The following is a 24,659-nucleotide window of genomic DNA, read 5'->3' as shown; positions in this document are numbered from 1 at the left end:
CGAGGGGTTTTTAACATTACTGTACTTTAATTTCTGTCCAAATCCTGCTGAATAATGATCTTGAATCTCCGAGGTCGATGAATACTTCACATTTATCCAGTACTTCCTCAGAAGGGTTGTAAGCGTCCATTTCGGCTACTTCCGGGTTTTCCTGCATAATTCTTTCAAATGCTTCGGTAACAGGCGACGCATATCCCACATATAAACTGTTCTGATAAGCGTTTTCAGGGTCCAGCATAAAGTTTATAAACATCTCTGCTTCTTTTTTATGCTGGCTGGTCTTAGGGATAACCATGCAGTCAAACCATAAATTCGAGCCTTCTTTCGGCACGACATATTTAATGTAGTCAATTCCTTCCCAGTAAATATCCATTGCAGAACCCGACCAATCCACCGCAATGGCGGCATCCCCGTTTATCATCATATCCTTTATCTCATCAACATAATACCCGTTAACCAGCGGTCTTTGCTGTATTAACAGCTGTTTGGCCTGTTCCAGCTTTTCGGTGTCGGTGGTGTTAAGCGAATATCCCAGCTTTTTCAATGCCACGCCTATGGTATCCCTCATACTGTCAAGCATCAGAATTTTCCCTGCATATTTTTCGTTCCACAGTATATCCCAGCTGTCCACTTCCTCATCAACCATTTCGGTATTGTACAAAATTCCCAGAGTTCCCCAGAAATAAGGCACCGAATATTCATTTGTAGGGTCATAGTTCAGATTTTTAAATCTGTCGCTTACATACTTGAAATTCGGAATATTGTTAAAATCAATCTTATAAAGCATGTCCTTTTTAATCATTTCCTCAATAACATAGTCCGACGGAAAAACCACGTCGTACTGGGTACCACCGGCCTCCAGTTTGGCCAGCATGTGTTCGTTGGTTTCATACAAATCCAGTTCAACCTTTATTCCCGTTTCCTTTTCAAATTTTTCCAGCAAGCCGGGATCTATGAATTCTCCCCAGTTGTATATCTGCAGAACAACCTTATCCTTGCCGCATCCCGGAAGTACCAGCAATCCTGAAATTATCAGCAGGCCTGTTATAATCAATATTCCAGCTCTTCTTTTCATGGTATAAGCTCATCTCCTTTTGTCGTTCTTTTATTGATTAACAGCAGCAGTATTACCACTGTCAGCAGCATTAAAGTAGTCAGCGCATTAATGGATGGCTTAACACCGCGTTTTGCCATCGAGTAAACAAGTATGGACAGGTTTGTAACACCCGAACCGGTGGTGAAAAAGCTTATGACAAAATCATCAATCGACAGCGTAAAAGCTATAAGTGCGCCTGTAATCACCCCAGGCATTATCTGAGGTATTATTACCTTTCTTAACGCGTACGACGGAGTGGCGCCCAGATCCAACGCCGCTTCGGTCATATTTTTGTCCATCTGTTTAAGCTTTGGCATAACCGACAAAATCACATACGGTATGTTAAAAACCGTATGAGATATTAGCATTGTCAAAAATCCAAGCCTCATATTCACCGATATAAACAGCGTCATCAGCGCTATACCCGTTACGATGTCTGGGTTTAAAACAGGGAGGTAGTTAATGTTAAGGGCAAGCTTTTTTCCAAAAAGCCCCATATTGTGAATCCCAATGGCCGAAAAGGTTCCGATAACGGTTGAGATTATCGAAGACAGCAGAGCCACCAAGAAGGTGTAATAAAGAGCCTTTATTATATCCCTGTCACGGAAAAGTTCAGCATACCATTTAAAGGTAAAACCGCCCCAATATCCTCTGGATTTTGATTCGTTAAAACTGTAGACAATCAATACCGCTATAGGAGCGTACAGAAAAATAAATATCAGTGTCAGATAAAACCTTTTCAGAAATTTTACCATCTCGGTGCACCTCCATTGCCGTCGTCCTTCTCAACCTTCGACATAATTGCCATGGATATCAGTATCATTATCATCAGAATAATTGACAAAGCCGAACCGAAATGCCAGTCACGCTGAACGGTAAACTGCTGTTCAATCAAATTCCCTATCAGAAGTTCCTTTCCTCCGCCGAGCAACTGGGATATTACGAAAGTACTCACCGCGGGCATGAAAACCATTGTTATACCGCTTATTATCCCAGGAACCGTCAGGGGGAGAATTACCTTCACAAAGGTTACCAATTTGTTTGCTCCCAAGTCCATCGCGGCTTCAAGAACGCTTTTGTCTATTTTTGACAATACAGTATAAATCGGCAGCACCATAAACGGCAGGAAGTTATAAATCATGCCCAAAATAACCGCCGTTTGCCCCGGCATTATCGAAAGCGTGGGTAATCCCATCCACGAAAGAAGTCTGTTTATAAAACCGTTTGGCGACAGTATTGACATCCACGCATATGTCCGCAAAAGAAAATTCATCCAAATCGGAACCAGAAAAAACATCAGCACTATATTCTTATATTTGGCCTTAATGGTCGATATTATAAGAGCCACAGGATAGCCAAGGATAAGGCAGCATATAGTCGAAATTATCGCCAGCTTGAAAGATTTCCATATTACGTTCAAATACATAACATCAAAAACCCGTTTATAATTGTTCAGCGAAAAAGTGAGCGAAGACGGGTCCTTGATGTTGCCTTCGGTCAGACTGTAAAACAGCACCAAAAGCAGCGGAACAACAATGAAGATGACCATCCACACCATATATGGATATGCAAGGAATCTTGCTTTATTTTTCACTTAGCTCCCTCTTTTCATTACATGTATGTCTTCCGGATTAAAAGTTAAACCTACATTAGCACCAACCGGCGCCATATCGGTACTTTGAATCATATATTCAAAGCCGCCGCCTTCAACAAGCATTTCATAATGAACGCCTTTAAACACAACCGACGTAACCACGCCCTGGATAAGCCCCTTATCCGGATCGGTGATATCTATGTCTTCGGGCCTTATAACCACATCCACGGGTTCATTGTGGCCGAATCCCTTATCCAGGCATTTAAACTTCCGCCCTGAAAACTCCACCAAATAATCCTCTATCATCACGCCTTCAATGATGTTGCTCTCCCCTATAAAGTCAGCCACAAACCTGTTTACCGGCTCATTGTATATATCCACCGGTGTTCCCACCTGCTGTATTTCACCGTTATTCATTACCACAACGGTGTCAGACATCGTCAGGGCTTCTTCCTGGTCGTGGGTTACATAAATAAACGTAATCCCCACATTTTTCTGCATATCCATAAGCTCAATCTGCATTTCCTTACGGAGCTTCAAATCCAGGGCACCCAACGGCTCATCCAGCAGAAGAACTTTCGGTTCATTGACCAAAGCCCTGGCAATTGCAACACGCTGCTGTTGTCCGCCGCTTAAAGAATCCACATGTCTGTTTTCAAATCCTTCAAGGTCGACAAGTTTCAGCATGCGCTTTATTCTTCTGTCTATTTCATCTTTCGGGAGTTTTTTTATTCTCAACCCAAAAGCTATATTCTCATACACATTCATATGAGTAAACAATGCATATCGCTGAAACACCGTATTTATGTTCCTTTTATACGGAGGTACATCATTAATCCTCACACCGTCAAAGTAAATGTCTCCTTCATCAGGGTCCTCGAAACCGCCTATCATTCTCAGAGTAGTTGTTTTCCCGCAGCCGCTTGGGCCTAAAAGGGTAACAAACTCATTTTCCCTGATGTAAAGATTAATATTTTTTACAGCCGTAACACCGTTATATCTTTTGGTCACATTCACAAGCTCAATTATTTTTTTGCTCATTCAAACCACCTCCCTGCAATATTCAGAAACTCGGCGGAGTCGAAATCCAGAGTACCTGTGCTGTCCTTTTTCCACCGTTTTTTATGCTGTGGGGCTGGTTTGCCTTATAATGGAAGCACTCTCCTTTTTTTACCTTGTAACGCTCTTTTCCAAGGGTTAAAATTATAGTACCCTGTAATACATATCCGAATTCCTCACCCTGATGGGGATCATCCTCTTCGGTTTCCCCGTTTTCACTCAGTTCAAGGATAATAGGCTCCATATCCTTCTTCTGCGCATTCGGAACAATCCATTTTATCCGGTAACCCTTTTCCTCAACTTCTTTCACAAAAACATCCTTCTCCTTGAAAACCACCTGTTCGGCTTTTTGTTCACTAAAAAATTCAGGTATACTGCTGCCGAGGCATTCCAGTATATCCTGAAGGGTGGCAATGGACGGGGATGTTAAATCTCTTTCAAGCTGAGAAATATATCCCTTGGTAAGTTCGCACCGGTCAGCCAGTTCTTCCTGGGTCAATCCATATTCCAGCCTTAACCTTTTAAGTTTAGCACCTATTTGCATATAATCCCTCCAAAACAATCTGCACCCATATAAACATAAAACCAGCCTGCAATCAGCATTATAGGTATTTTAAAACTAAAATTTTTCTCTTAAAAACAGTTTATTAAGATAAAAAAGTTTAGTTATATTAAACCCCAAATTTTGTATAAAACTTAAAGTTTAATATTGCTAAACTCAGAACGAATTATATTATTGCATGTTTTACAGGGTATGTCAATATATATTTTTAAAATATTTCAAGACTATAAATTGCAATATTAAATGCCGTGAAAAATTTGGTAAATCCATTGCTTACTGGAATAAATTCTATACATCATACCGCCATTTCTATGGCTGACCTATAACCAAACATTCTTCTTGGATATTCATTAATCCATCTCTCTATACTTTTTATTTTTGCTTTACTTACTTTTGATATATCTGTTCCTTTTGGTATAAATCTTCTTATCAGTTTATTAATATTTGATAGTGTCTTGTCAAGTGGTGTAAAATGATTTCTACTTTATCATTTTTTCACCTCATTTATGTAATAAAGCTACTGGCGTCAATGTAAATTCATTTATCGATGTAATCTTTGACATTGATTCCAAACTGAAATAACGCCGCCCTACTTTCCATTCATCATTTTGTTCCATGAGCATTGCTCCTACCAATCGGATTACCGCCTCACGATTTGGAAATATGCAAACAACATCCGTTCGACGGCGAATTTCACGGTTAAGTCTCTCCAGCGGATTGGTAGAGTGTATCTGTGCCCAATGCTCACGAGGAAAAGCCATATATGCCAGGATTTCTTCTTCTGCTTCTTCAAGAATTTTCATTGCTTTTGGAAAACGATTTTTAAGCTCATCTACTACATGCCTTAACTGTTCCCTCGCAGATTCCTGATCATTCTGGGCAAATATTGTCCGTATTATCGATGATACCATCCCCTGATAATGCTTTGGTACCTGGCTTAATACATTTCTCATAAAATGTACACGGCATCTTTGCCATGCACTTCCCGTTAAAATCTTCTTTATTGCAGCCTTCAGCCCTTCATGTGCATCACTGATTACAAGCCTTACACCTTTTAGACCCCTTGCTACCAGCCTTCTTAAAAACTCCTCCCAAAAAGCCCCGTCTTCACTCATCCCTACATCAAAACCTAATATTTCCCGTTCACCTTGTTGATTAACTCCTACTGCTATAACTAGTGCCATACTGCATACCCTGCCTCCTTCCCGAACCTTGGGGAAAGTGGCATCAAGCCAAAGGTAAGGATATTCTCCTTCCAGTCTACGGTTTTTAAATTCTTCTACAAATTCATCCAGTTGCTTACTGATTCTTGATACTTCGCTTTTATCAATCCCTTTCATTCCAAGAGCTTCTACAAGTTCATCCACCTTCCTGGTACTTACTCCATGAACATAGGCTTCCTGAACTACATTCAATAATGCTTTCTCTGACATTTTCCTCGGTTCTAAAAGACTTGGAAAATAACTTCCGTGACGTAACTTGGGAATGCTTAACTGTAATGTTCCTACTCGAGTATCCCATTCTCTTAGGCGATATCCATTGCGATAGTTGTTTCTACTATCATTTCTTTCATACTTTTCAGCACCTATTATTGATGTAACTTCCGCATCCATTAGGGCATTAATGAGTAATGTTAATGCTTCTTTTAAAAAATCTTTATCTTTTTCAACAACATACTTGCTAAGTTGTTCTAAAAGTGCCATTCTATTATTAGTAGCCACGGTATGACCTCCTCTACTTTATTTGTTTTTGTTTTGTTTCCCTAATAAAGTAGAAATCATATCGTGGTTACTTTTGTCAATTAGCTTCCACGAAATTTACACCACTACTTAAGACTATAACCATTTCTTTAGTAACTAGAATATATTTATTTAATTCCATACTTTACTACCCAAATTATGTTCCTTTATTTGGATGTAATATATTTTTTAACATTAGTTTAGAAGTATTAGAAAATTTACCACTCCAAATACACGTGTTCTCAAAAAAACAGGCCATCCAACCTGCTAAACTCAACAAATTTTGATATGTATAATCTAACTTTAACAATGTGATTTATTGTCTACAGACAATATTTCAGTTTTGCTTTATTATACCCATAGAGGTGTGGGAAATGTTAGAAAATGAATCTGCTAATGCTCGCTTTGGAAGGCTATTACGAGAATTCCGTAATAACCTTGGTTTAACTCAAGAACAACTCGCTTTAAAAGCTGGTTATGACAGAACATTTATAAGTCGTGTTGAACGTGGTTTAAGCAATTTAACACTATATAGTGCTGAAACTTTGGCAAATGCATTAGGAATTCCATTATATAAATTCTTTATAGAAAGTGAGGAAAAGAATATGCCAAGAGCAACAAAAGAATTTGTTTTAAACTATGCCATGAATAGATGGCAACTAAACTTTAAAAAGAATGTTGGGCCTACATCTGAGCTAATACGTTCTTGTGCACCGCATAATTTTGAAGAATGGAAACAGTATTATTTTAATCATGGAAAGAGTGAATCACATATTGAGAAATTAGGTAAAATTCTTTATGAAAAAATTAGTACGGTTCTACCCGAAGAAGAAAGATTTCATCCAAACCTTTTAAAAAGCATAAGTGAACAAGATTGTATTGATTACATGTTTGATGTTGTTTTAAGAAGAACATACGAAGGATATATGAAGGAGCATGGAAAATGAATGAAGCTGCTTTAATAATTGGAGGAATCCCATTTTATGATACCCCATCAGATATTGAAGGTTCTCCATACTGGGTAGACTTATGGGCATCAGTTAACGGTTATAAAATTGGACTTCAGATTAAACCTAATTCATATAAATCTGCGTCAATGGCTATATATACAGGGAAAAGCCGAACTTCTCAAGAGAAAGGGCATAAGTTATTTCAGCAAAAATATGGTGGAAAAGTATTTATAATCGTGCCAAAGGAAGGAAAAGTTGATGCAATAACAGAACAAAAAATAATTGATGAATACAATAGACTGTTGTCTATGCCAAAAGGTAAACATGAATGATAAATAAAAAGGCTCTTTTAGAGCCTTTTATTCAGAACATTTTCAATTGCTGACTAATATTTTGAATTGGTTCATAATCTACACAATAACAGTTATTGCCTGTATATGATATATTTGATATTCTATTTATCACTATATCAGTTTCTTGTTTAGTTTTCACACTAAATCCATGATGAGAGCACAAATATAATTTTTTACCCTTAGACTCTTCATTCTTTATAAAATTTATGTGCCTAATAAGTCTATCATTAATGTAATTATTTAATTCCGCAACTGAACTCATAATATTTTTATGAATTAAATCAGAGAAAGACTCATCTATTTCATAACCTATTCCATTTCGCTCAGAAGCAAGTGCTGCTATTAAGGTTGTACCTGTTCCTAAAAAAGGATCTAGTACTGTATCACCTTTTATTGAATACATATTTACTAACCTGTATGCTAATTCAAACGGGAAGGCAGCGCTTCGTTCTCTTGAAGTAAAACCAGTGATATTTTGACTAGTGCCCTTAAATTCCCAAACATCAGAAAACCAAACATTACGCTCTTCCCAAAAGTAGGCACTTTCACGCCTTTTTTGTATGTCTTTGCTATTTTTAAATATTCTTTTATCACCTTTTCGAAATATTAAAATGTATTCATGTTCAAAAGTAACATAGGCGCCAGGGGGGTACATCCCCGAACCCATAAATTTATTTGGTGCATTTGTAGGCTTTCTCCAGATAATATCTGGAAGAGAAATGAAACCTATATTTTCAAAGTTATATATTATCCGCGAATGATTAGTAAAAAGCCGGAATACTTTATTAATAGTCCTTGTTGCATTTCCAATGTTAATGCAAGCAATACCACCTGGAATTAAAACTCTATAAATCTCTTTCCATACATAGTTTAGAAATTCATGAATTAGCATAAAAGCAGCATCATAATCTTTCTTGTAAAATGCTTCAGCTACTTTAGGATTTTGCTTGGAAAAAATATCATCCCACATCTCGATCATTGGATAAGGTGGTGATGTAATAACTAATGCTACTGATTCATTATCAATTTCGGTCATATCTTGAGACGATTTATAAAAAACTTTTTGATATGTCTTCATATGTATTCCTTTCTTGAGTATCATTTAGGATTTTCAATAAAATTTTAAAACACCACAAATACAGATTCAGACTCTGCTTTTATTACATTAATCCAATTTTCTAATATATTTTAAATCATTAAACGATTATGATGTTTTAATATGGAGCTTATTATCACAACGTATATAAAAACCTCACTCATTTTAACCATACATATATGTATGTGTCAATACTCTTTCGACATTTATAACTTTTCCTGTAGCTATTGTTCAATGTAGACTAATATTTATTTAAACTATAAAAAAAGGATAGTGTCTTGTCAAGTGGTGTAAAATGATTTCTACTTTATCATTTTTTCACCTCATTTATGTAATAAAGCTACTGGCGTCAATGTAAATTCATTTATCGATGTAATCTTTGACATTGATTCCAAACTGAAATAACGCCGCCCTACTTTCCATTCATCATTTTGTTCCATGAGCATTGCTCCTACCAATCGGATTACCGCCTCACGATTTGGAAATATGCAAACAACATCCGTTCGACGGCGAATTTCACGGTTAAGTCTCTCCAGCGGATTGGTAGAGTGTATCTGTGCCCAATGCTCACGAGGAAAAGCCATATATGCCAGGATTTCTTCTTCTGCTTCTTCAAGAATTTTCATTGCTTTTGGAAAACGATTTTTAAGCTCATCTACTACATGCCTTAACTGTTCCCTCGCAGATTCCTGATCATTCTGGGCAAATATTGTCCGTATTATCGATGATACCATCCCCTGATAATGCTTTGGTACCTGGCTTAATACATTTCTCATAAAATGTACACGGCATCTTTGCCATGCACTTCCCGTTAAAATCTTCTTTATTGCAGCCTTCAGCCCTTCATGTGCATCACTGATTACAAGCCTTACACCTTTTAGACCCCTTGCTACCAGCCTTCTTAAAAACTCCTCCCAAAAAGCCCCGTCTTCACTCATCCCTACATCAAAACCTAATATTTCCCGTTCACCTTGTTGATTAACTCCTACTGCTATAACTAGTGCCATACTGCATACCCTGCCTCCTTCCCGAACCTTGGGGAAAGTGGCATCAAGCCAAAGGTAAGGATATTCTCCTTCCAGTCTACGGTTTTTAAATTCTTCTACAAATTCATCCAGTTGCTTACTGATTCTTTATACTTCGCTTTTATCAATCCCTTTCATTCCAAGAGCTTCTACAAGTTCATCCACCTTCCTGGTACTTACTCCATGAACATAGGCTTCCTGAACTACATTCAATAATGCTTTCTCTGACATTTTCCTCGGTTCTAAAAGACTTGGAAAATAACTTCCGTGACGTAACTTGGGAATGCTTAACTGTAATGTTCCTACTCGAGTATCCCATTCTCTTAGACGATATCCATTGCGATAGTTGTTTCTATTATTATTTCTTTCATACTTTTCAGCACCTATTATTGATGTAACTTCCGCATCCATTAGGGCATTAATGAGTAATGTTAATGCTTCTTTTAAAAAATCTTTATCTTTTTCAACAACATACTTGCTAAGTTGTTCTAAAAGTGCCATTCTATTATTAGTAGCCACGGTATGACCTCCTCTACTTTATTTGTTTTGTTTTGTTTCCCTAATAAAGTAGAAATCATATCGTGGTTACTTTTGTCAATTAGCCTCCACGAAATTTACACCACTACTTGAGACTATAACTGGGTGTTAAAATAAAATTGTGTCTGGTGTATAATAAAATCACAAAGGAGGCTGGTAATTATGGATAAAAATACCTATTATGAAACAGTCAAAAATATGGCGGTTGAAAAAGTATTAAACCAGTATTGCTCTGATTCAGATCCATCACGCCCTGCCCTCAAAAAGTTGCTGGAGGATTTGCTCGACTGGTTTATGTTGTCTGAACGCCAAATCTATCTCTTGAAAAACGAGAACGACAAAGGCAACGGCTTTTATGATAGAAAACTTGGTACACCTATGGGTAACCTGGACATCTCTGTCCCAAGAACTCGCACTGGCGATTTCAGACCCCACATCCTACCTGAACCGTATAAAAGGGTGGATGAATCCTATACAGACCTTCTTATGTCCCTTGTTGTCAACGGTTATTCAGAATCTTCTCTCTTAAATACCCTCAAAAGCCTCAACCTTCCTTACTCTGATGATGAACTCAACAAAATCAAAGATGACCTAAAAAGTGAATTAGACCTTTTCAAACAACGGGAATTACCCGAATCGGTGTTTGCTTTATTAATCGATGCTTATCATTGTGAGATAAAAGACGGCTCAAAAGTGAAGAAAGCCGCATGCTACATAATCCTTGGCGTTGATATGGAAGGTAAGAAAGACATCTTTGGCCTTTACACCTTCTTCGGCAAAGAAAACAGAGCCGATTGGAACAAGGTCTTTGAAGACTTGATAAACCGCGGTCTTAAACGAGTTTTAGTGGTTGTAAGTGATGATTTCCCAGGTATTATCGAGACCGTCAAAGCTGTATATCCATATGCTGATCATCAGCTCTGTTTTGTACACCTTCAGAGAAATATCCGCAAATACATGACCAAAGCTGATGCCGCAGAATTCAATAAAGAACTCGATAAAATAAAATTTGCTTCTTCCTTTGATGAAGCTGTTCAAAAGTTTTATGACCTTTGCAGTAAATTTAAGAGTAAATATAGCCGATATATGAACATTCTCATGGAGAAAGCAGAACATTATATGGCTTTCATTAAATACCCCGAATCCTTGAGGAAGCATGTTTATACTACCAACAGTGTAGAGAGTATCAACAGTCTAGTTGAAAAAATTCGGATAAGATCGGGTGGTTACTTTAACTCTGTCGAAGTATTGGAAATTAACATATATTTACAGAGGGAGAACTTGAGGCGGACAAAATGGAAAAAAGCGGTACCAATGATAAATGCTCACATTTATGAAATACAACAAATTTTCCAGTTACGTTACTTTAATCAGACACAAAATTCTTGACAACTCTCCCCAGTGTCCATATTCCTTTCTATCGTTAACTTCTTTCGGCCTTTCCTCTATGCTGCTTCCCTTAAGATTTTTCAGTGCTATCTTCTTAACCCTTTGATATATGCGTTTTTTACCATCCTTCTTCACTGGCAAATATTTATTCGTTAGTCTTAAAAATACATCCCCTCTGTCAATGTAGTTATATAGTGTTTTCGTGCAGATACTCGTTTTAAACTTCAGTCCCTTTGCTTTTATTTGTCCAATAACAGCATCAGGAGAATATTTTTCATTTATTATCTTTGATTCTATATACCTCACTAATTCATGGTCATTTCCTATCTTTAACCGTGGACCTTTATTCTTCCCGTTCTCTACATATCTCCTTTGGGCTACATCTGCACAATACTCTTTTCTGTATGTTAAATCACTATTTTGTAAATATATTGTCCCACGGGTTATTTCTCTTTCTATTGTCCTTCTGTGCCTGCCCAACCTCTTTGCTATTTCCGTTACTGTATACTTTTCTTTTAGGTACAACTCTATGGCGTATCTTTCTCTTTCATTTAGGTGTTTGTTTTTTCTTGTTTCTGTGTTATTATTCATATATAACTCATGGTACTCCTTTGCTAATGTTTTTCTTTGGTTATTAAACATTTTACAATGGATTACCATGAGTTTTCTATATATTACGGCATTTTATTTTACAACTTCCCAAAATATTTCAAGACAATAGTCGAAACCATATATGACAATATATGGTTGGATGAAAAACACAGAACTGCACAAGAATGAATGGAACAAATTATACATAAAAAGATCAGGGTTTGCCGATTTCTGAAAACGGAAACACTCTGAAGATTGCTTTACCTTCTATACTTGTAACGGGAATTGGGCCGAAAGTGCGGCTGTCAAGACTGTTCTCCCGGTTATCGCCCATTACAAAAACATATCCTTCAGGAACCGTTAAAGGGTATTCCATCCCCATCTCCGGGGTTATTCCCTTGACATAAGGCTCCTCCAGCAGCTCGCCGTTTATATATACTTTACCGTCATGTATGTCAATTTCATCGCCTTCAACCGCAATTATTCTTTTTATAAGTCGGTTTGTTCTGAAACTTTTCCTGAAGCGTAACTTCACATCCTGCAAAAATACTTTGTATTTGTTTACAAACCCGCTGGTATTCTCACCTCTGAGAAAAACGACAATATCCCCTCTTTGAGGTTTCGAAAACTGATAGCTGAGTTTATTTATAATAAGGGTATGCCCCTCCTGTAATGTGTTCTGCATCGAAGACTGATGGACGGTTGTCAGCGCAAAAAACTGGCTTTGCAGCAATGATGCCACAATTACCGCACCAATAAAATAAAGAATCCATTCCAGTATTTCTTTCCCTATATTTGTTTTATTAGTCTTCTGTTCTTCATTCATTGCCATCCTCCGTTCTTTTTAATGCTTTCCCATTTCCGAAAACTTCAGCTGCTTAATGTGGATTAGGCCTAATCAAGGCTTTTTCTGAGCAGGGCCAAAATTGCGTCATTCCTCGTCTCCAGCGTGTACGGATGTATAAGTTTTCCACTGTCAAGCAGATACATAATCGTCGCATCGGCACACATGACTATGCATCTGTTCAGGTCCTTATACGCATATTCCCGGGCTTTTTTCGCCATGTCAAAATCTCTGCCGGGTTCAATAAAATCTGCTACAAATATAATCTTTTCAAGCATCGTCATGCCAGGCCTACCCGTTGTGTGCCAGTATATCGCATTCAATATCTCTTCATCATAAATCCCGTATTCTTCCCTTGCAATATATTTTCCCAATATGCTGTGCATCAGAGCATGGGAATGTTTTTGTATTTCATCCGTTTCTATGCCGTATTTTTTTATCAATTCATCTTCTTTTTCCCTGCCGACATTTTTTGCGCAATCGTGCAAAAGGCCTGCTATTCTTGCCTTTTCCACGTCCGCACCGTAACGGTTAGCAAGCCTGACGGCTTCTTCCATAACATTCAAAGAATGAATATAACGTTTTTCAGTCAAATTTTCTTTCAGCTTTCTTTTCATTTCATAAATATTCATGGTTATACTCCCCGATACAAATTGTTTTTCTCTATATATTCATATACCGCCCGGGGCACCATGTACCGCACCGAAAGCCCCTGTTTCAACCTTTTTCGTATTTCCGACGCGGAAATTCCAATATGCGGGGCACTGGAACAGAGAATTCTGGCACCGTATTTTTCCCTGAATTCATTTATCATATTTTCAAGCTTTTCCTTTAATACATTGGGCCTTTCAGCCACTATGATACTGGCCAGTTCAAATATTGTTCCTATTTCATGCCATGTCGGGAACTGTATGATTGAATCCCCTCCGCAGATAAAAAACAATTCCTCGTCGGGATATATTTCTTTCATTTTTTTCAACGTATCCGAAGTATAGGAAAACCCTTCCCGCTTCAGTTCAATATCCGATATATCAAAAAAAGGATTATCCTCAATTGCGAGTTTTACCATATCATACCGGTACTGCGCCCGTTCCAGGTCACCAACTTTTTTATGAGGTGGATTACCGGTAGGTATAAAAATAATCCTGTCCAGTTTGAATTCTTCACGTATAAATTCTGCCAAAATCAAATGTCCGCTATGGATAGGGTTGAAAGACCCGCCGAAAATACCAAGCAATCCGTTCACTACCTTTCTGTTATTCGGGCAGGCATTGCGTTATATGCCAGATGGCCTTGTCAATAAGTTCATTAGTTGTATAATTCTCGGATCCGGGTATAATTATATTGCATTTTCCTATAGGTATTAAGACCTTAACCGCCTCGGAAGAAGACACTGCCTCCGCAATTTTCGGAGTTATCTCCCCCATCATCCCGTTTGCGGCAATAATACCTATCCCGCCGATTATAACATCTACGTTCCTGATATTAAAAACGATGGCGTTCTCTCCGGTCGCGGCCCTGTCTGCGCCGGCTTTAAGCATCGCATTAGTTGCAATTACGTTTGTTCCCAAACCAAGAATTTCTGCCTGCGGCATCCTTTGTTTTATCCTTTCAACAATTACTTTGCCCAGACCTCCGCCCTGGGCATCTATAACTGCTATTCTCATTCTTTTTTCCCCTTTTTTCACTGCGTTTTCTGTAATCAAAAACGATATTTCTTACGGTATTCCGCCGGGGTTATTTTCATGTATTTTTTAAACCTGTCTATGAAATAACTGAAGTTATTAAATCCTACTTCCATCGCTACATCAAGTATTTTTCTGTCGGTATTTCTCAACAGATCACAGGCTTTAATAACCCTTATATAATTTAAATATTCAATCGGCGTTTTTGCAACAATTTTCTTAAAATATCTGCAAAAATGGCCTTCACTCATATTGGCCATCCGTGAAAGCTCGCTTAAATGTATATGCCTGTTGTAGTTTGTCTGAATATATTGTATTACGTTCTTCAGCCTGTCACATTTATACTTTAAATCGCGTTCAGTTTCAGTCTTCGCATTTCTCAAAAGTAACGAAAATATCGAATACAGGTGCGCTTTTATTAACAACTCATAAGTATACTCTTTTTTCCCTGCAATCTCAATGATTTTTTTCAGATGGTCTATCAATTCCCTCTCCCACAGTTCCTCGCCCGCTATTAGCGTGGTAAAAACATACTGCCTGTTTTTTATCGGGTTAACATAATCATTTTGTATTTTATCATAGGGATTGCTGTTTAGTAAGTTCGGGTGGAACACAATTGCTGAAAAGCCCCATACTCCGCCGTCCGAAAATGCGCTGTGAATTTCACCGCTTTTAATGAACAGCGCCTGCCCTTCCTTCACCATGATTTGATTGTCCCCTACCCTGAAAGTAGCCGTTCCTGCAGTCATAAGGAGAAATTCCAGTTCATCGTGCCAGTGCAAGTCCAGCATCCCGGAAGGATCGTGGTAAACCATCGTATAAAAGCCTATCGGGAAAGTAAAATCTCCGTGTTGCCTGTTTTCTTTCAATAAATTAAAATCCACCGCCGACCACCTGAAATATCAATATATTTGTATAAACAATAAATATATCGCAAGATCATCATTGCAAAATATCAATATAATTTTATTGTATTTATCGGCAGAATGGAATTTATATATAAACCACCGTTTTATTATAAGTGTCAGGAGGTGTAAACCTTGAAATTCAGTGATGGTTACTGGAAGTTAAAAGACGGGATTTCACTTTTCACTCCGGTCGATATACGGGATATTAAATTTTCCGATAACAAACTCACTGTCTATGCAGCCACAAAAGTAATCCGCCACCGCGGAGACACTCTTAACCTGCCGGTGATTACAGTTGAATACTCTTCTCCATTGCCTGACATCATCGGTGTAAAAATTTATCACCATAAGGGTAAAAAAACAAAGGGACCGGAATTCGAGCTCAGAAAACAGCCAGACACCCCCGTCGACGTGAAAATTGCAAATGACGAAGCAATTCTCACCAGCGGCAAACTATCGGTAAAAGTCAAAAAAGGAACCCAATGGCGCGCGGATTTCTTTTATGGCGACAGGTATTTAACAGGGAGCTCCGGCAGAAGCGCAGGCTATATCAAGACTTCGGAAGGCTTAACTTACGTCCGTGAACAGTTAAATCTCGGCATCGGGGAATGTGTATATGGTCTTGGCGAAAGATTTACCCATTTCGTTAAAAACGGGCAGACTGTGGATATATGGAATGAGGACGGCGGTACAAGCAGCGAGCAGGCATATAAAAATATCCCGTTTTATATAACAAACAGGGGGTACGGCGTTTTTGTAAATCATCCCGAACGGGTTTCGTATGAAATAGGCTCCGAGGTTGTGACCAAAGTCCAGTTCAGCGTTCCGGGGGAATATCTTGAGTACTTTATTATCGGCGGTGAAACATTAAAAGACGTACTTAAGAATTATACAGCCTTAACAGGAAGACCTCACCTTCCGCCTGCGTGGTCATTTGGTTTATGGCTTTCCACCTCCTTTACGACAGATTATGATGAAAAAACGGTATTAGGCTTTATAAACGGAATGTTTGAACGGGACATTCCGGTCAGTGTTTTTCACTTTGACTGTTTCTGGATGAAGGAATTTCAATGGTGCGACTTCACCTGGGACAAAGATGTGTTTCCTGATCCCGAGAGCATGCTTCAGAAACTAAAGGCAAAAGGACTTAAAATATGCGTATGGATTAACCCGTATATTGCTCAGAAATCTTACCTTTTCGATGAAGGAATGGAAAAGGGGTATCTGCTGAAAAACAAAAACGGCGATGTCTGGCAATGGGATATGTGGCAGGCAGGCATGGCACTTATTGACTTTACCAATCCCGATGCGTGCAAATGGTATCAGGAAAAGCTCAAAGCACTTCTTGACATGGGAGTAGACTGTTTTAAAACCGACTTTGGCGAAAGGATTCCCACCGATGTAGTGTATTACGATGGTTCCGATCCTGAAAAAATGCATAATTACTACACTTATCTGTACAATAAAACTGTTTTTGATCTGTTAAAACGCGAACGGGGTGACAGAGAAGCCGTCGTATTTGCACGCTCAGCCACCGCTGGCTCACAGAAATTCCCGGTTCACTGGGGAGGCGACTGCACCGCAGACTACCCGTCAATGGCAGAATCACTTCGCGGCGGGCTTTCCCTGTGCGCTTCAGGGTTTGCTTTCTGGAGCCATGACATAGGCGGATTTGAAAATACCGCAACTCCTGATTTATATAAGCGCTGGGTGGCTTTTGGGCTTTTATCCACTCATAGCCGGCTGCACGGAAGTGAATCCTATCGGGTACCATGGCTTTTTGACGAAGAGGCTTCAGAAGTCTTAAGCTTTTTCACAAAACTGAAATACAAACTTATGCCATATATATTCGCCGCCGCATACGAAGCGTCAACGAACGGTATACCGGTAATGCGGCCGATGGTCCTTGAATTCACGGATGATCCAGCATGCGACTATCTTGACAGGCAATATATGCTGGGCGAAAGGATTCTTGTGGCACCGGTTTTTTCGGAAGATGGATCGGTGAATTATTATGTACCGGAAGGAACCTGGACCAATTTTCTCAGCAATGAAAAAATTCAGGGCGGAAAATGGCTCAAAGAGGTTCACGGTTATTTCAGCCTTCCGCTTCTTGTACGGCCTGACAGTCTGATTGCAGTCGGCAGTAACGAAAACAGGCCCGATTACGATTACGCGGAAAACGTTACTTTCCATCTGTTTGAGCTTCAGGACGGACACAGCGCCGAATCACTGGTATACAATCAATACGGCATAACCGAACTTACACTCAAGGTAACGAGAAAAGGCAACACTCTTGTGGTAAACGCAAAAGGAAACGGCAAGCCATGGAGAATACTCCTTCGGAACATATTTGATATACAAAAAACAGACCAGTTCGACGTGTTACCGGATAAATTTGGCGTCATTATTGAACCGGCAGGCAACTTCGGAGAATTCTCCATAACGGTTAATGAACGGTTCTGAACACTCCGGCTCCTGCAGTGCCGTTACTTTAATCACTGTCACGATTTTCAGTCCACAGGTAAAAAGTTTCAGCCCTTGTTTTTACCGCTGTTAAGGAAAGACGGTCTGGACATGCCGGTTTATGTTTATCATGAATAACCATTCATGCGTAAATGGCAATGTATGGGCACTCACATTGCCGATATCAGTGCGATGACAAAGGATAGGCAAATCTCATTCAGACAGCTGTAATTTGTTGCGTATTCCTGTTAAAATATACATATCCCTGTATACCCATAACAATTTTCAGTTTTTCAGTGCTGCAAAAAGGCTTACCGGTATGGAACTTATGCCGGTATTGAATTAAAACCTGAAAAACAGAGGTAAAAAATATGACGAACAAAGAAATATTTCAGATTGCCATGGAACAGTCAGCCCTGGATATCAACTGCAACGCCGGGGATTTTTTAAAAGACTGCAACGTAGTTGTCAAACACAAATTAGGTCAGTCGGCCAAAAAATATTACAAAGAACCCATATCATGCATTTTTGTGTCATACGGAAACAATATAGTGGCTTCCGTAAAAGACGAATTTCACGACATTGTAACCGAATATATCAGCAAATTTGAATTCTACCATTGTTTTGAGACGCCAAACCTTCATTGGCTGGATGAGCGGTTGGCTGAAAAAGGTCAGAAAGTCTGCCTAATGGCCGAATATTACCTGCCTGACGTTAATAAATTAATCCCACTTCCATGCAATTACGAACTCAGAATACTGGAACAGCCCGACTTTGTGAATTTATACAGGCCTGAATGGAGCAATGCGTTATGTAAAGACCGTAAAGAACTGGACATTCTTGGGATTGGAGCTTTTGACGGGGACAAACTCATCGGTCTTGCCGGATGTTCCGCCGATTGCGACATGATGTGGCAGATTGGTGTGGATGTGCTGCCCGATTACCGGAGGAAGGGAATTGCTTCAGCGCTTACCAGCAGACTGGCGCTCGAAATATTGGCTCGCGGTAAAGTTCCGCTTTATTGTTCCGCATGGTCAAACATCAGATCGGCGCGAACCGCCGTAAAAAGCGGTTTTGTTCCGGCATGGGCGGAAATGACAGTTAAACCGCAAAAGATAGTTGCTGAATTGAACAAATAATATTCTAATATCCATGGACAAAAGAACGCATTTAAGGATATCATTTTACTAAGATTAAACTGTAAATATGGGGGAAATTTCATGAAAGTATGTTTTTACGGAAATACAGGCCACGCCACAACAGCACTGGCTGCAAGGAACAAACTCCCCGGGGTTCAGTACACCGCCTGCTGTCCGAGTTATCCGGGAGAAAACCTGAACAAGCTTCATACTACGGCGAAAAAACTCGGCATCACCCTTCTTCAGTATTCGTGCCTTGATGAAATGCTCGATGCGGAAAAACCCGATATTCTTGTTGTGGACAACCGCTTTGCCGAACGGTATCCCGTTGAAACGAAAGCCCTCCTGGCGGGGATACATGTTTATGCCGACAAACCCATTGCCACAAATCTTTCTGACCTTTTTGATCTGTACAAAACAGTCAGGGAAACGGGCAAGCACCTTTGGGCAATGCATACAACGCGTTATGAACTGCATTTTTACACCGTCAGGCAGTTAATACTGAACGGCGCCATTGGAAAGGTAAGAATGGTAAACTGTCAGAAATCCTACCGCCTTGGGACGAGGCCTGATTTTTTTAAAAAAAGGGAAACCTACGGCGGCACAATTTTATGGGTTTCAATCCATGCCATAGACATGATTCGCATGGTCACGGGAAAGGAATGCCTTTCGGTGTATTCAACCCAGTCTTCTGCTGACAATTTCGGCAACGGTGAAATGGAAATCATAGCAACGTCAACTTTGGAATTGGAAGACAACATTCTTGCAACAATTTCCACCGACTACTACCGCCCCGCGAATGCTCATTCCCATGACGACGACAGGCTGAGAGTGGTAGGCACCGAAGGAATTATTGAAGCAGCCCGCCGTGACGGAGAACATGAGGTACGGTTAATAAATGCTTCAAACAACGGCTTTACGCCGATAAAACAATTACAGCCTCCAATGATATTCGAGGATTTCGTCCATACCATTGAAGGCCGCATTTCCGGAATATTCAGCATGCGTGAAACGTTTTTAAATGCTTATACCGCAATCCGTGCACAGGAGTCCGCAGACAAAAGGGAGGTAATACGTATCAGCCATCCGGTTAATTTCAGCTTCGACTGACATTTGTCTTTATGTAAATTTAAAATTACTGATATTGGCGCTGCCGTCGAAAACAAAATATATATCATGATGTCCTGACGTCCGGGCAACATTACACTGTATATGGGCCCATTCCATGCTAAGCCGTCCTTCCGGCATTGACGGGGCACAGGTATTCGGTATGAAAAACTTACCGATTACCTCGCCGTCCGGTGAATCAATCCTTACCGTAACATTTGCCCCCGGGGCGGCGGCACTCGCCTGTACAGTTAGACAGCTCACTTCCCGTTTGAACAATACATTGTGAAAAGATATCCAGCTTCCTTTTCCAAGCGCCTTTACCGAGCTTCTGCCGTTTTCAAACATGTCAAAAACTATGTTTTCATAATAATCACAGTTTTCCGCCCAGGTTGTAAAAGTCAGATCCCTTTCAGGAATAACCTCACCGTCCACCGGAATCGTTTTCTGAAGCCGTATGTCTTCGGATGAGGCGCCGGCCATTATCGTAAGCAGGCATTTTTCAACGCAGTATATTTCCCGGCTTACGTCGTAAAAACAAAACTCCTCGGGTTTAAGTTCAAATTCAACCGTTTGGGTTTCGCCCGGGTTAAGGCAAATCCTTTTAAAGCCTTTAAGCTGTTTCTTCGGCCTTTTAACCTTTGATTCACTAAATGAAATATAAAGCTGTACCACTTCCTCGCCGGCAATTTCGCTTACATTTGTCACATCAAGACTTATCCTCAATTCCGATCCTTTTTTCAGGACATCGGCGCTGAGCTTCATGTTCCCATATTCGAACGAGCTATATGAAAGGCCATACCCAAACGGATACAAAGGCTCCCCGTCAAAATACATATATGTCCGTTTAGTTTTGATTATGTCGTAATCCATAATCGATGAAAGCTGCTCAGACGATTTATACCATGTCATGGGTAACCGGCCGGCGGGATTATAATCGCCGAACAGAACATCTGCAATGGCATTTCCCATTTCCTGCCCGCCATGGGCGGAGTAAATTATTGCAGGTATATTTTCATTCGCCCAGTTAATTGCCACCGGATATGAGCTTATTAATACCAGGACGGTGTTTTTGTTCACCGAATATACTTCCTTCAGCAATTTTTCCTGATGAGGCGCCAAAGATATTTCAGGCCTGTCCATTTCCTCCTTGCCGTTAATCACAGGATTGTTTCCAAGCGTAACCAATACTATGTCCGCATCCGCAGCAACGGCTTTTGCCATACTTATGCCGTCCTTAACAGTTTCAAGAATGAATATGTCATCTTCACTTCTGTTAAGGTAATCCTTTTCAACGATAATACCCGAACTTTCATCCGAAAATCCGGCAACGTTTCCGTTGTATGTTTTAATTGTGTACTCATTGCCGCCTTTCGGAATTAAATTGAACAATTCCTTGACAAACCAGCCGAAGGCCCTGTCTGACACCGCCGAAAGCCTGCCTTCGCAGGTAACATACTTTTTATTCGTAATATTTTTCAAAGTAAAGCTCCCCCATCCCCAGTCGGTAAGACTGAACAGCGATTTATCCGAGGGCTCGGCGCCGCAGGCACGCAGTACCCCGCTATCATCCGGCTCAATATATTTCATACCGCGCACCGATTTTATCCGAACGAGATCAGAACCGTCCGTAAAGCTGATTTCTGCATTCGGGAGCTTATTTTTCAGGCCGTCAAGAATTGTAACCTTATACGGATACGTTCCACTGTACCAGTCATTATAAAGCTCATCACCCATAGGTCCGATAACGGCTATCTTTTTTATTTTCTCCTTTTTCAGCGGAAGAATATTTTCATTTTTCAGAAGCACTATGGCTTTCTGCGCGGCTTTATATGCGACTTTACAATGTTTCTCACAGCAAAGTACATTTTCCGGGATATTTTTGTATGGATTCTTATCACTTTTATCAAACTGACCGTACCTGATCCTCATTCTGAAAATATTAGATATTGCCCGGTCAATATCCTCTTCGGTAATTAAACCTCTTTCAAGCGCTTCCCTTGCGGAATTTATAACCAGTTCAGGCTCGTCGGTGAAACAGTCCACCCCGTTCTTTAACGCGAGTGCAAATGTCTCGGCATGGGTTCTGCAGAATTTATGGTCATTTACGTTTTGCCTGAAATCTTCGGCATCGCATACGACAAAACCTTCAAGCCCCCATTTTTCCTTTACAACGCTTTTCACCCACGGATTTACAATCATTGGCAACCCGTTTACCTCATTGTATGCCGTCATAATACATTTGGCACCATATTCGGTTATAATCCTTCTGAAGGGCTCCCAGTAATATTCCCTTATACTCCTCGGATTAATGCTTGCGGAACATTTAGTTCTGTCTTTTTCGTTATTGTTGGCAAAAAAGTGCTTTAAAGTCGTGGCCGCCCTTAAGTAGAAGGGATGATTTCCCTGCACCGCTTTCACAAGTGTTCCTGCCATTGCCGCCGTCAAATACGGATCTTCTCCGTACGCTTCCTCGGTCCTTCCCCATCGCGGATCCCTTTCCATATCAACGGTGGGAAACCATATGCTCAGCCCGTGTTTTTCATCACTTTTCTGATAATAAACCCTGTATTCATCGCCAATTACATTCCCTATTTCCTCCATTAATCCCGTATCCCATGTAGAAGCAAGACCTATTGTCTGAGGAAATACGGTGGCTTTTCCGAGCCACGCCACTCCATGAGCCGCTTCCCCGCCGACTGTATATTCTTTTATGCCAAGCCTGGGTATTGCGGCTTGTTTTGTCGGAAGCAGCGATATTTTCTCGTCCAGTGTCAGATTTTCCAGTAAATCCTTTATTCTCTCTTCCAATGGCAGATCCTCGTTAAGAAACCGGCTTTTGTTATTTACCGTCACGTTTTTTCACCCCTGAATCTAAGAGTATTTTCGGGACATTTTTACAAAAAGTTCAAAACGGTATGAGGCAGCTTTCAAAAACATATTTTCCGTTAATGATTTTATCAGCAACCCAACTCATGATATTGCAGTATTATAACAAAATATACCATTAATTTGACTTTTTTATAAATAAAAAATGGCGGTTAGTCATTAACCGCCGAAACCGAATTTATTCTAATCTTTATTGTCCTCATTGCGATATGGTAAAATTTTTCTCAGAATCAATATAACTATATAAAAAAGTATTATTACTGCAAAAGTGCCCAATAAACCATATTCCATAAGTTTTAACCCCAAATAAATATCGCTCATTCAAATCACTCCTTATAATGTCAGCAACCACGGTACAAGGGCAAGGACCATACCGCCTGCTACGATAGAACCCAACTGCCCTGCGACATTGGCTCCGACCGCATGCATTAATATGAAGTTACTGGGATCTTCTTTTATGGCCATCTTCTGGACAATTCTTGCAGACATCGGAAATGCGGAAATTCCGGCAGCACCGACCATCGGATTAACCTTCTCTTTCGAGAACAGATTCATCAGTTTTGCCAGCAGAATTCCGCCCACTGTATCGAAAACAAATGCTACAAGACCCATTAACATTATAAAGAGAGTGGTCGGGCTTAAGAAATTTTCATAATACATCGTTGAACCGATTGTAATACCGAGAAGCAACGTAACAAGGTTTGAAAGTTCGTTCTGGGCAGCCTTTGACAGTCTTTCAACAACCCCGCACTCCCTTAACAGGTTACCGAACATTAACAAACCGACAAGAGCAACACTGCTCGGCACAATTATACCTGCAATAATGGTTACGCAAATGGGGAACAGAATCAGTGCTGTCTTTGATACCTTAACGTCTTTGTATTCCATTCTGATCATGCGTTCTTTTTTGGTTGTAAGCGCTTTAATGACAGGAGGCTGAATGATGGGCACAAGGGACATATACGAATAAGCAGCTACGGATATTGGCCCTAACAGGTGTTTTGCGAACTTGGATGCGACGAATATTGACGTCGGTCCGTCAGCAGCACCGATAATGCCTATTGAGGCAGCGGCTTTCAAATCAAATCCCAAGCCCGGGAAAATCTTGTTCAAAACAAGTGCAACCAGTACGGTAAAGAATATACCAAACTGAGCGGCAGCCCCAAAGAAAATCATTTTCGGAGTTTTAAGAAGGGGAGTAAAATCACACATTGCACCAACCGCGATGAATATAAGGCACGGGAATAATTCTGTAAGGATACCTGAATTGAATATTATCTGCATTAAACCGGGTTCGACTTTGTAAGCCTGTCCATTTTCAAAAACATAATTGAAATGCTCGGTGAAGAATTCTTGTAAAGCTGGGAACTGATTTACTATTTTCGTTACTGTCTCATCCAACACGGGTTCATATTCCCAAATGGACTTGAAGGGCAAGTTAACCAGAATTGCACCGAAACCGATTGGCAGCAGCAGCATGGGTTCATAATCCTTCTTGATGGCCAGATAAATCAGTATTCCGCCGATTGCATACATGATCAAATACTGCCACTTAAACTCCAGAACTCCTCCGAAGATTTGTGCAAGTTGTTCCATAAAAAACACCTCATATTATAAGGATTTTTATGTA

At 40.0% G+C, this 24,659-nt stretch carries 21 protein-coding genes and 3 pseudogenes; 6 read left to right on the top strand and 18 right to left on the bottom strand.

The features are described 5' to 3' along the window. Positions 1–16 precede the first annotated feature (16 nt). The 7 genes and pseudogenes from CST_RS05805 to CST_RS05780 form a co-directional block, all read right to left on the bottom strand. Positions 17–1,075 (bottom strand): ABC transporter substrate-binding protein, encoded by a 1,059-nt coding sequence (locus CST_RS05805; RefSeq protein WP_015358914.1) that lies wholly within the window; start codon positions 1,073–1,075, stop codon positions 17–19. After that, on the bottom strand, positions 1,072–1,851 hold the full coding sequence (locus CST_RS05800; RefSeq protein WP_015358913.1) for an ABC transporter permease: 780 nt from the start codon (positions 1,849–1,851) through the stop codon (positions 1,072–1,074). Before CST_RS05800 ends, CST_RS05805 begins: the two co-directional genes overlap by 4 nt. Beyond that, positions 1,845–2,690, bottom strand: coding sequence for an ABC transporter permease (locus CST_RS05795; protein WP_015358912.1), 846 nt, complete (start codon positions 2,688–2,690; stop codon positions 1,845–1,847). Before CST_RS05795 ends, CST_RS05800 begins: the two co-directional genes overlap by 7 nt. Beyond that, positions 2,691–3,731, bottom strand: a complete 1,041-nt coding sequence (gene potA, locus CST_RS05790; RefSeq protein WP_015358911.1) for a spermidine/putrescine ABC transporter ATP-binding protein — start codon at positions 3,729–3,731, stop codon at positions 2,691–2,693. A 22-nt stretch (positions 3,732–3,753) separates the two neighbouring features. Continuing rightward, positions 3,754–4,293 carry a helix-turn-helix domain-containing protein gene (locus tag CST_RS05785; RefSeq protein WP_015358910.1) on the bottom strand — a complete coding sequence of 180 codons (540 nt, stop codon included), beginning with the start codon at positions 4,291–4,293 and terminating at the stop codon, positions 3,754–3,756. A gap of 313 nt (positions 4,294–4,606) precedes the next feature. Next, positions 4,607–4,765, bottom strand: a pseudogene (locus CST_RS13385) (IS30-like element ISCth2 family transposase); the annotation flags it as partial. 46 nt (positions 4,766–4,811) lie between these two features. Continuing rightward, entirely contained in the window at positions 4,812–6,032 is a 1,221-nt protein-coding gene (locus CST_RS05780; protein ID WP_015358908.1) for an IS256-like element ISCth5 family transposase, read from the bottom strand. A 392-nt stretch (positions 6,033–6,424) separates the two neighbouring features. Here CST_RS05780 and CST_RS05775 point away from each other — a divergent pair, with 392 nt between their 5' ends. Next, the gene (locus CST_RS05775; RefSeq protein WP_015358907.1) at positions 6,425–6,997 is read left to right on the top strand and encodes an MjaI family restriction endonuclease; all 573 of its coding nucleotides are present in this window, start codon (positions 6,425–6,427) and stop codon (positions 6,995–6,997) included. Further along, on the top strand, positions 6,994–7,332 hold the full coding sequence (locus CST_RS05770) for a hypothetical protein (protein ID WP_015484978.1): 339 nt from the start codon (positions 6,994–6,996) through the stop codon (positions 7,330–7,332). The genes CST_RS05775 and CST_RS05770 overlap by 4 nt, the downstream gene beginning before the upstream one ends. A gap of 31 nt (positions 7,333–7,363) precedes the next feature. On the opposite strand, the gene CST_RS05765 is transcribed toward CST_RS05770, so the two are convergent. Both CST_RS05765 and CST_RS05760 read right to left on the bottom strand, forming a co-directional pair. Then, the gene (locus CST_RS05765; protein WP_015358905.1) at positions 7,364–8,431 is read right to left on the bottom strand and encodes a DNA-methyltransferase; all 1,068 of its coding nucleotides are present in this window, start codon (positions 8,429–8,431) and stop codon (positions 7,364–7,366) included. Positions 8,432–8,772: 341 nt separating this feature from the next. Further along, positions 8,773–9,993 (bottom strand): annotated as a pseudogene (locus CST_RS05760) (IS256-like element ISCth5 family transposase). A gap of 180 nt (positions 9,994–10,173) precedes the next feature. On the opposite strand from CST_RS05760, the gene CST_RS05755 reads away from it, so the two are divergent. Then, positions 10,174–11,400 carry an IS256 family transposase gene (locus CST_RS05755; RefSeq protein WP_015358103.1) on the top strand — a complete coding sequence of 409 codons (1,227 nt, stop codon included), beginning with the start codon at positions 10,174–10,176 and terminating at the stop codon, positions 11,398–11,400. Between the two features lie 9 nt (positions 11,401–11,409). On the opposite strand, the pseudogene CST_RS05750 reads toward CST_RS05755, so the two are convergent. The 6 genes and pseudogenes from CST_RS05750 to CST_RS05725 form a co-directional block, all read right to left on the bottom strand. Further along, positions 11,410–12,060, bottom strand: a pseudogene (locus tag CST_RS05750) (IS30-like element ISCth2 family transposase); the annotation flags it as partial. Between the two features lie 145 nt (positions 12,061–12,205). Beyond that, positions 12,206–12,817 (bottom strand): signal peptidase I, encoded by a 612-nt coding sequence (gene lepB / locus CST_RS05745; protein WP_015358901.1) that lies wholly within the window; start codon positions 12,815–12,817, stop codon positions 12,206–12,208. Positions 12,818–12,885: 68 nt separating this feature from the next. Continuing rightward, positions 12,886–13,467 (bottom strand): bis(5'-nucleosyl)-tetraphosphatase (symmetrical) YqeK, encoded by a 582-nt coding sequence (gene yqeK, locus CST_RS05740; RefSeq protein WP_015358900.1) that lies wholly within the window; start codon positions 13,465–13,467, stop codon positions 12,886–12,888. 2 nt (positions 13,468–13,469) lie between these two features. After that, entirely contained in the window at positions 13,470–14,081 is a 612-nt protein-coding gene (gene nadD / locus CST_RS05735; protein ID WP_257745781.1) for a nicotinate-nucleotide adenylyltransferase, read from the bottom strand. Positions 14,082–14,091: 10 nt separating this feature from the next. Continuing rightward, the gene (locus tag CST_RS05730) at positions 14,092–14,502 is read right to left on the bottom strand and encodes a DUF3842 family protein (protein ID WP_015358898.1); all 411 of its coding nucleotides are present in this window, start codon (positions 14,500–14,502) and stop codon (positions 14,092–14,094) included. 35 nt (positions 14,503–14,537) lie between these two features. Then, the gene (locus CST_RS05725; RefSeq protein ID WP_015358897.1) at positions 14,538–15,404 is read right to left on the bottom strand and encodes an AraC family transcriptional regulator; all 867 of its coding nucleotides are present in this window, start codon (positions 15,402–15,404) and stop codon (positions 14,538–14,540) included. A 156-nt stretch (positions 15,405–15,560) separates the two neighbouring features. Between CST_RS05725 and yicI the strand changes: the two genes are divergently transcribed. From yicI to CST_RS05710, 3 genes are all read left to right on the top strand, one after another. Then, entirely contained in the window at positions 15,561–17,894 is a 2,334-nt protein-coding gene (gene yicI, locus CST_RS05720; protein ID WP_015358896.1) for an alpha-xylosidase, read from the top strand. A gap of 371 nt (positions 17,895–18,265) precedes the next feature. Further along, a complete protein-coding gene (locus tag CST_RS05715) occupies positions 18,266–19,033 on the top strand; it encodes a GNAT family N-acetyltransferase (RefSeq protein WP_015358894.1) in 768 nt (255 codons plus the stop codon). Positions 19,034–19,114: 81 nt separating this feature from the next. Further along, entirely contained in the window at positions 19,115–20,143 is a 1,029-nt protein-coding gene (locus tag CST_RS05710; protein ID WP_015358893.1) for a Gfo/Idh/MocA family protein, read from the top strand. 9 nt (positions 20,144–20,152) lie between these two features. On the opposite strand, the gene CST_RS05705 is transcribed toward CST_RS05710, so the two are convergent. The 3 genes from CST_RS05705 to CST_RS05700 all read right to left on the bottom strand — a co-directional run bounded on the left by CST_RS05705 (position 20,153) and on the right by CST_RS05700 (position 24,625). After that, complete coding sequence (locus tag CST_RS05705; protein WP_015358892.1) at positions 20,153–22,996, bottom strand: glycoside hydrolase family 3 protein; 2,844 nt, start codon at positions 22,994–22,996, stop codon at positions 20,153–20,155. A gap of 216 nt (positions 22,997–23,212) precedes the next feature. Further along, complete coding sequence (locus CST_RS13905; protein ID WP_410177103.1) at positions 23,213–23,320, bottom strand: OadG-related small transporter subunit; 108 nt, start codon at positions 23,318–23,320, stop codon at positions 23,213–23,215. A 42-nt stretch (positions 23,321–23,362) separates the two neighbouring features. Further along, the gene (locus CST_RS05700) at positions 23,363–24,625 is read right to left on the bottom strand and encodes a sodium ion-translocating decarboxylase subunit beta (RefSeq protein ID WP_015358891.1); all 1,263 of its coding nucleotides are present in this window, start codon (positions 24,623–24,625) and stop codon (positions 23,363–23,365) included. Between the last annotated feature and the right edge of the window lie 34 nt (positions 24,626–24,659).

The sequence above is a fragment of the Thermoclostridium stercorarium subsp. stercorarium DSM 8532 genome (genome assembly GCF_000331995.1).
Lineage (GTDB): Bacteria > Bacillota > Clostridia > DSM-8532 > DSM-8532 > Thermoclostridium > Thermoclostridium stercorarium.
The sequence above is the reverse complement of the archived record's forward strand: the minus strand, read 5'-3'. Positions and strand labels throughout refer to the sequence as shown.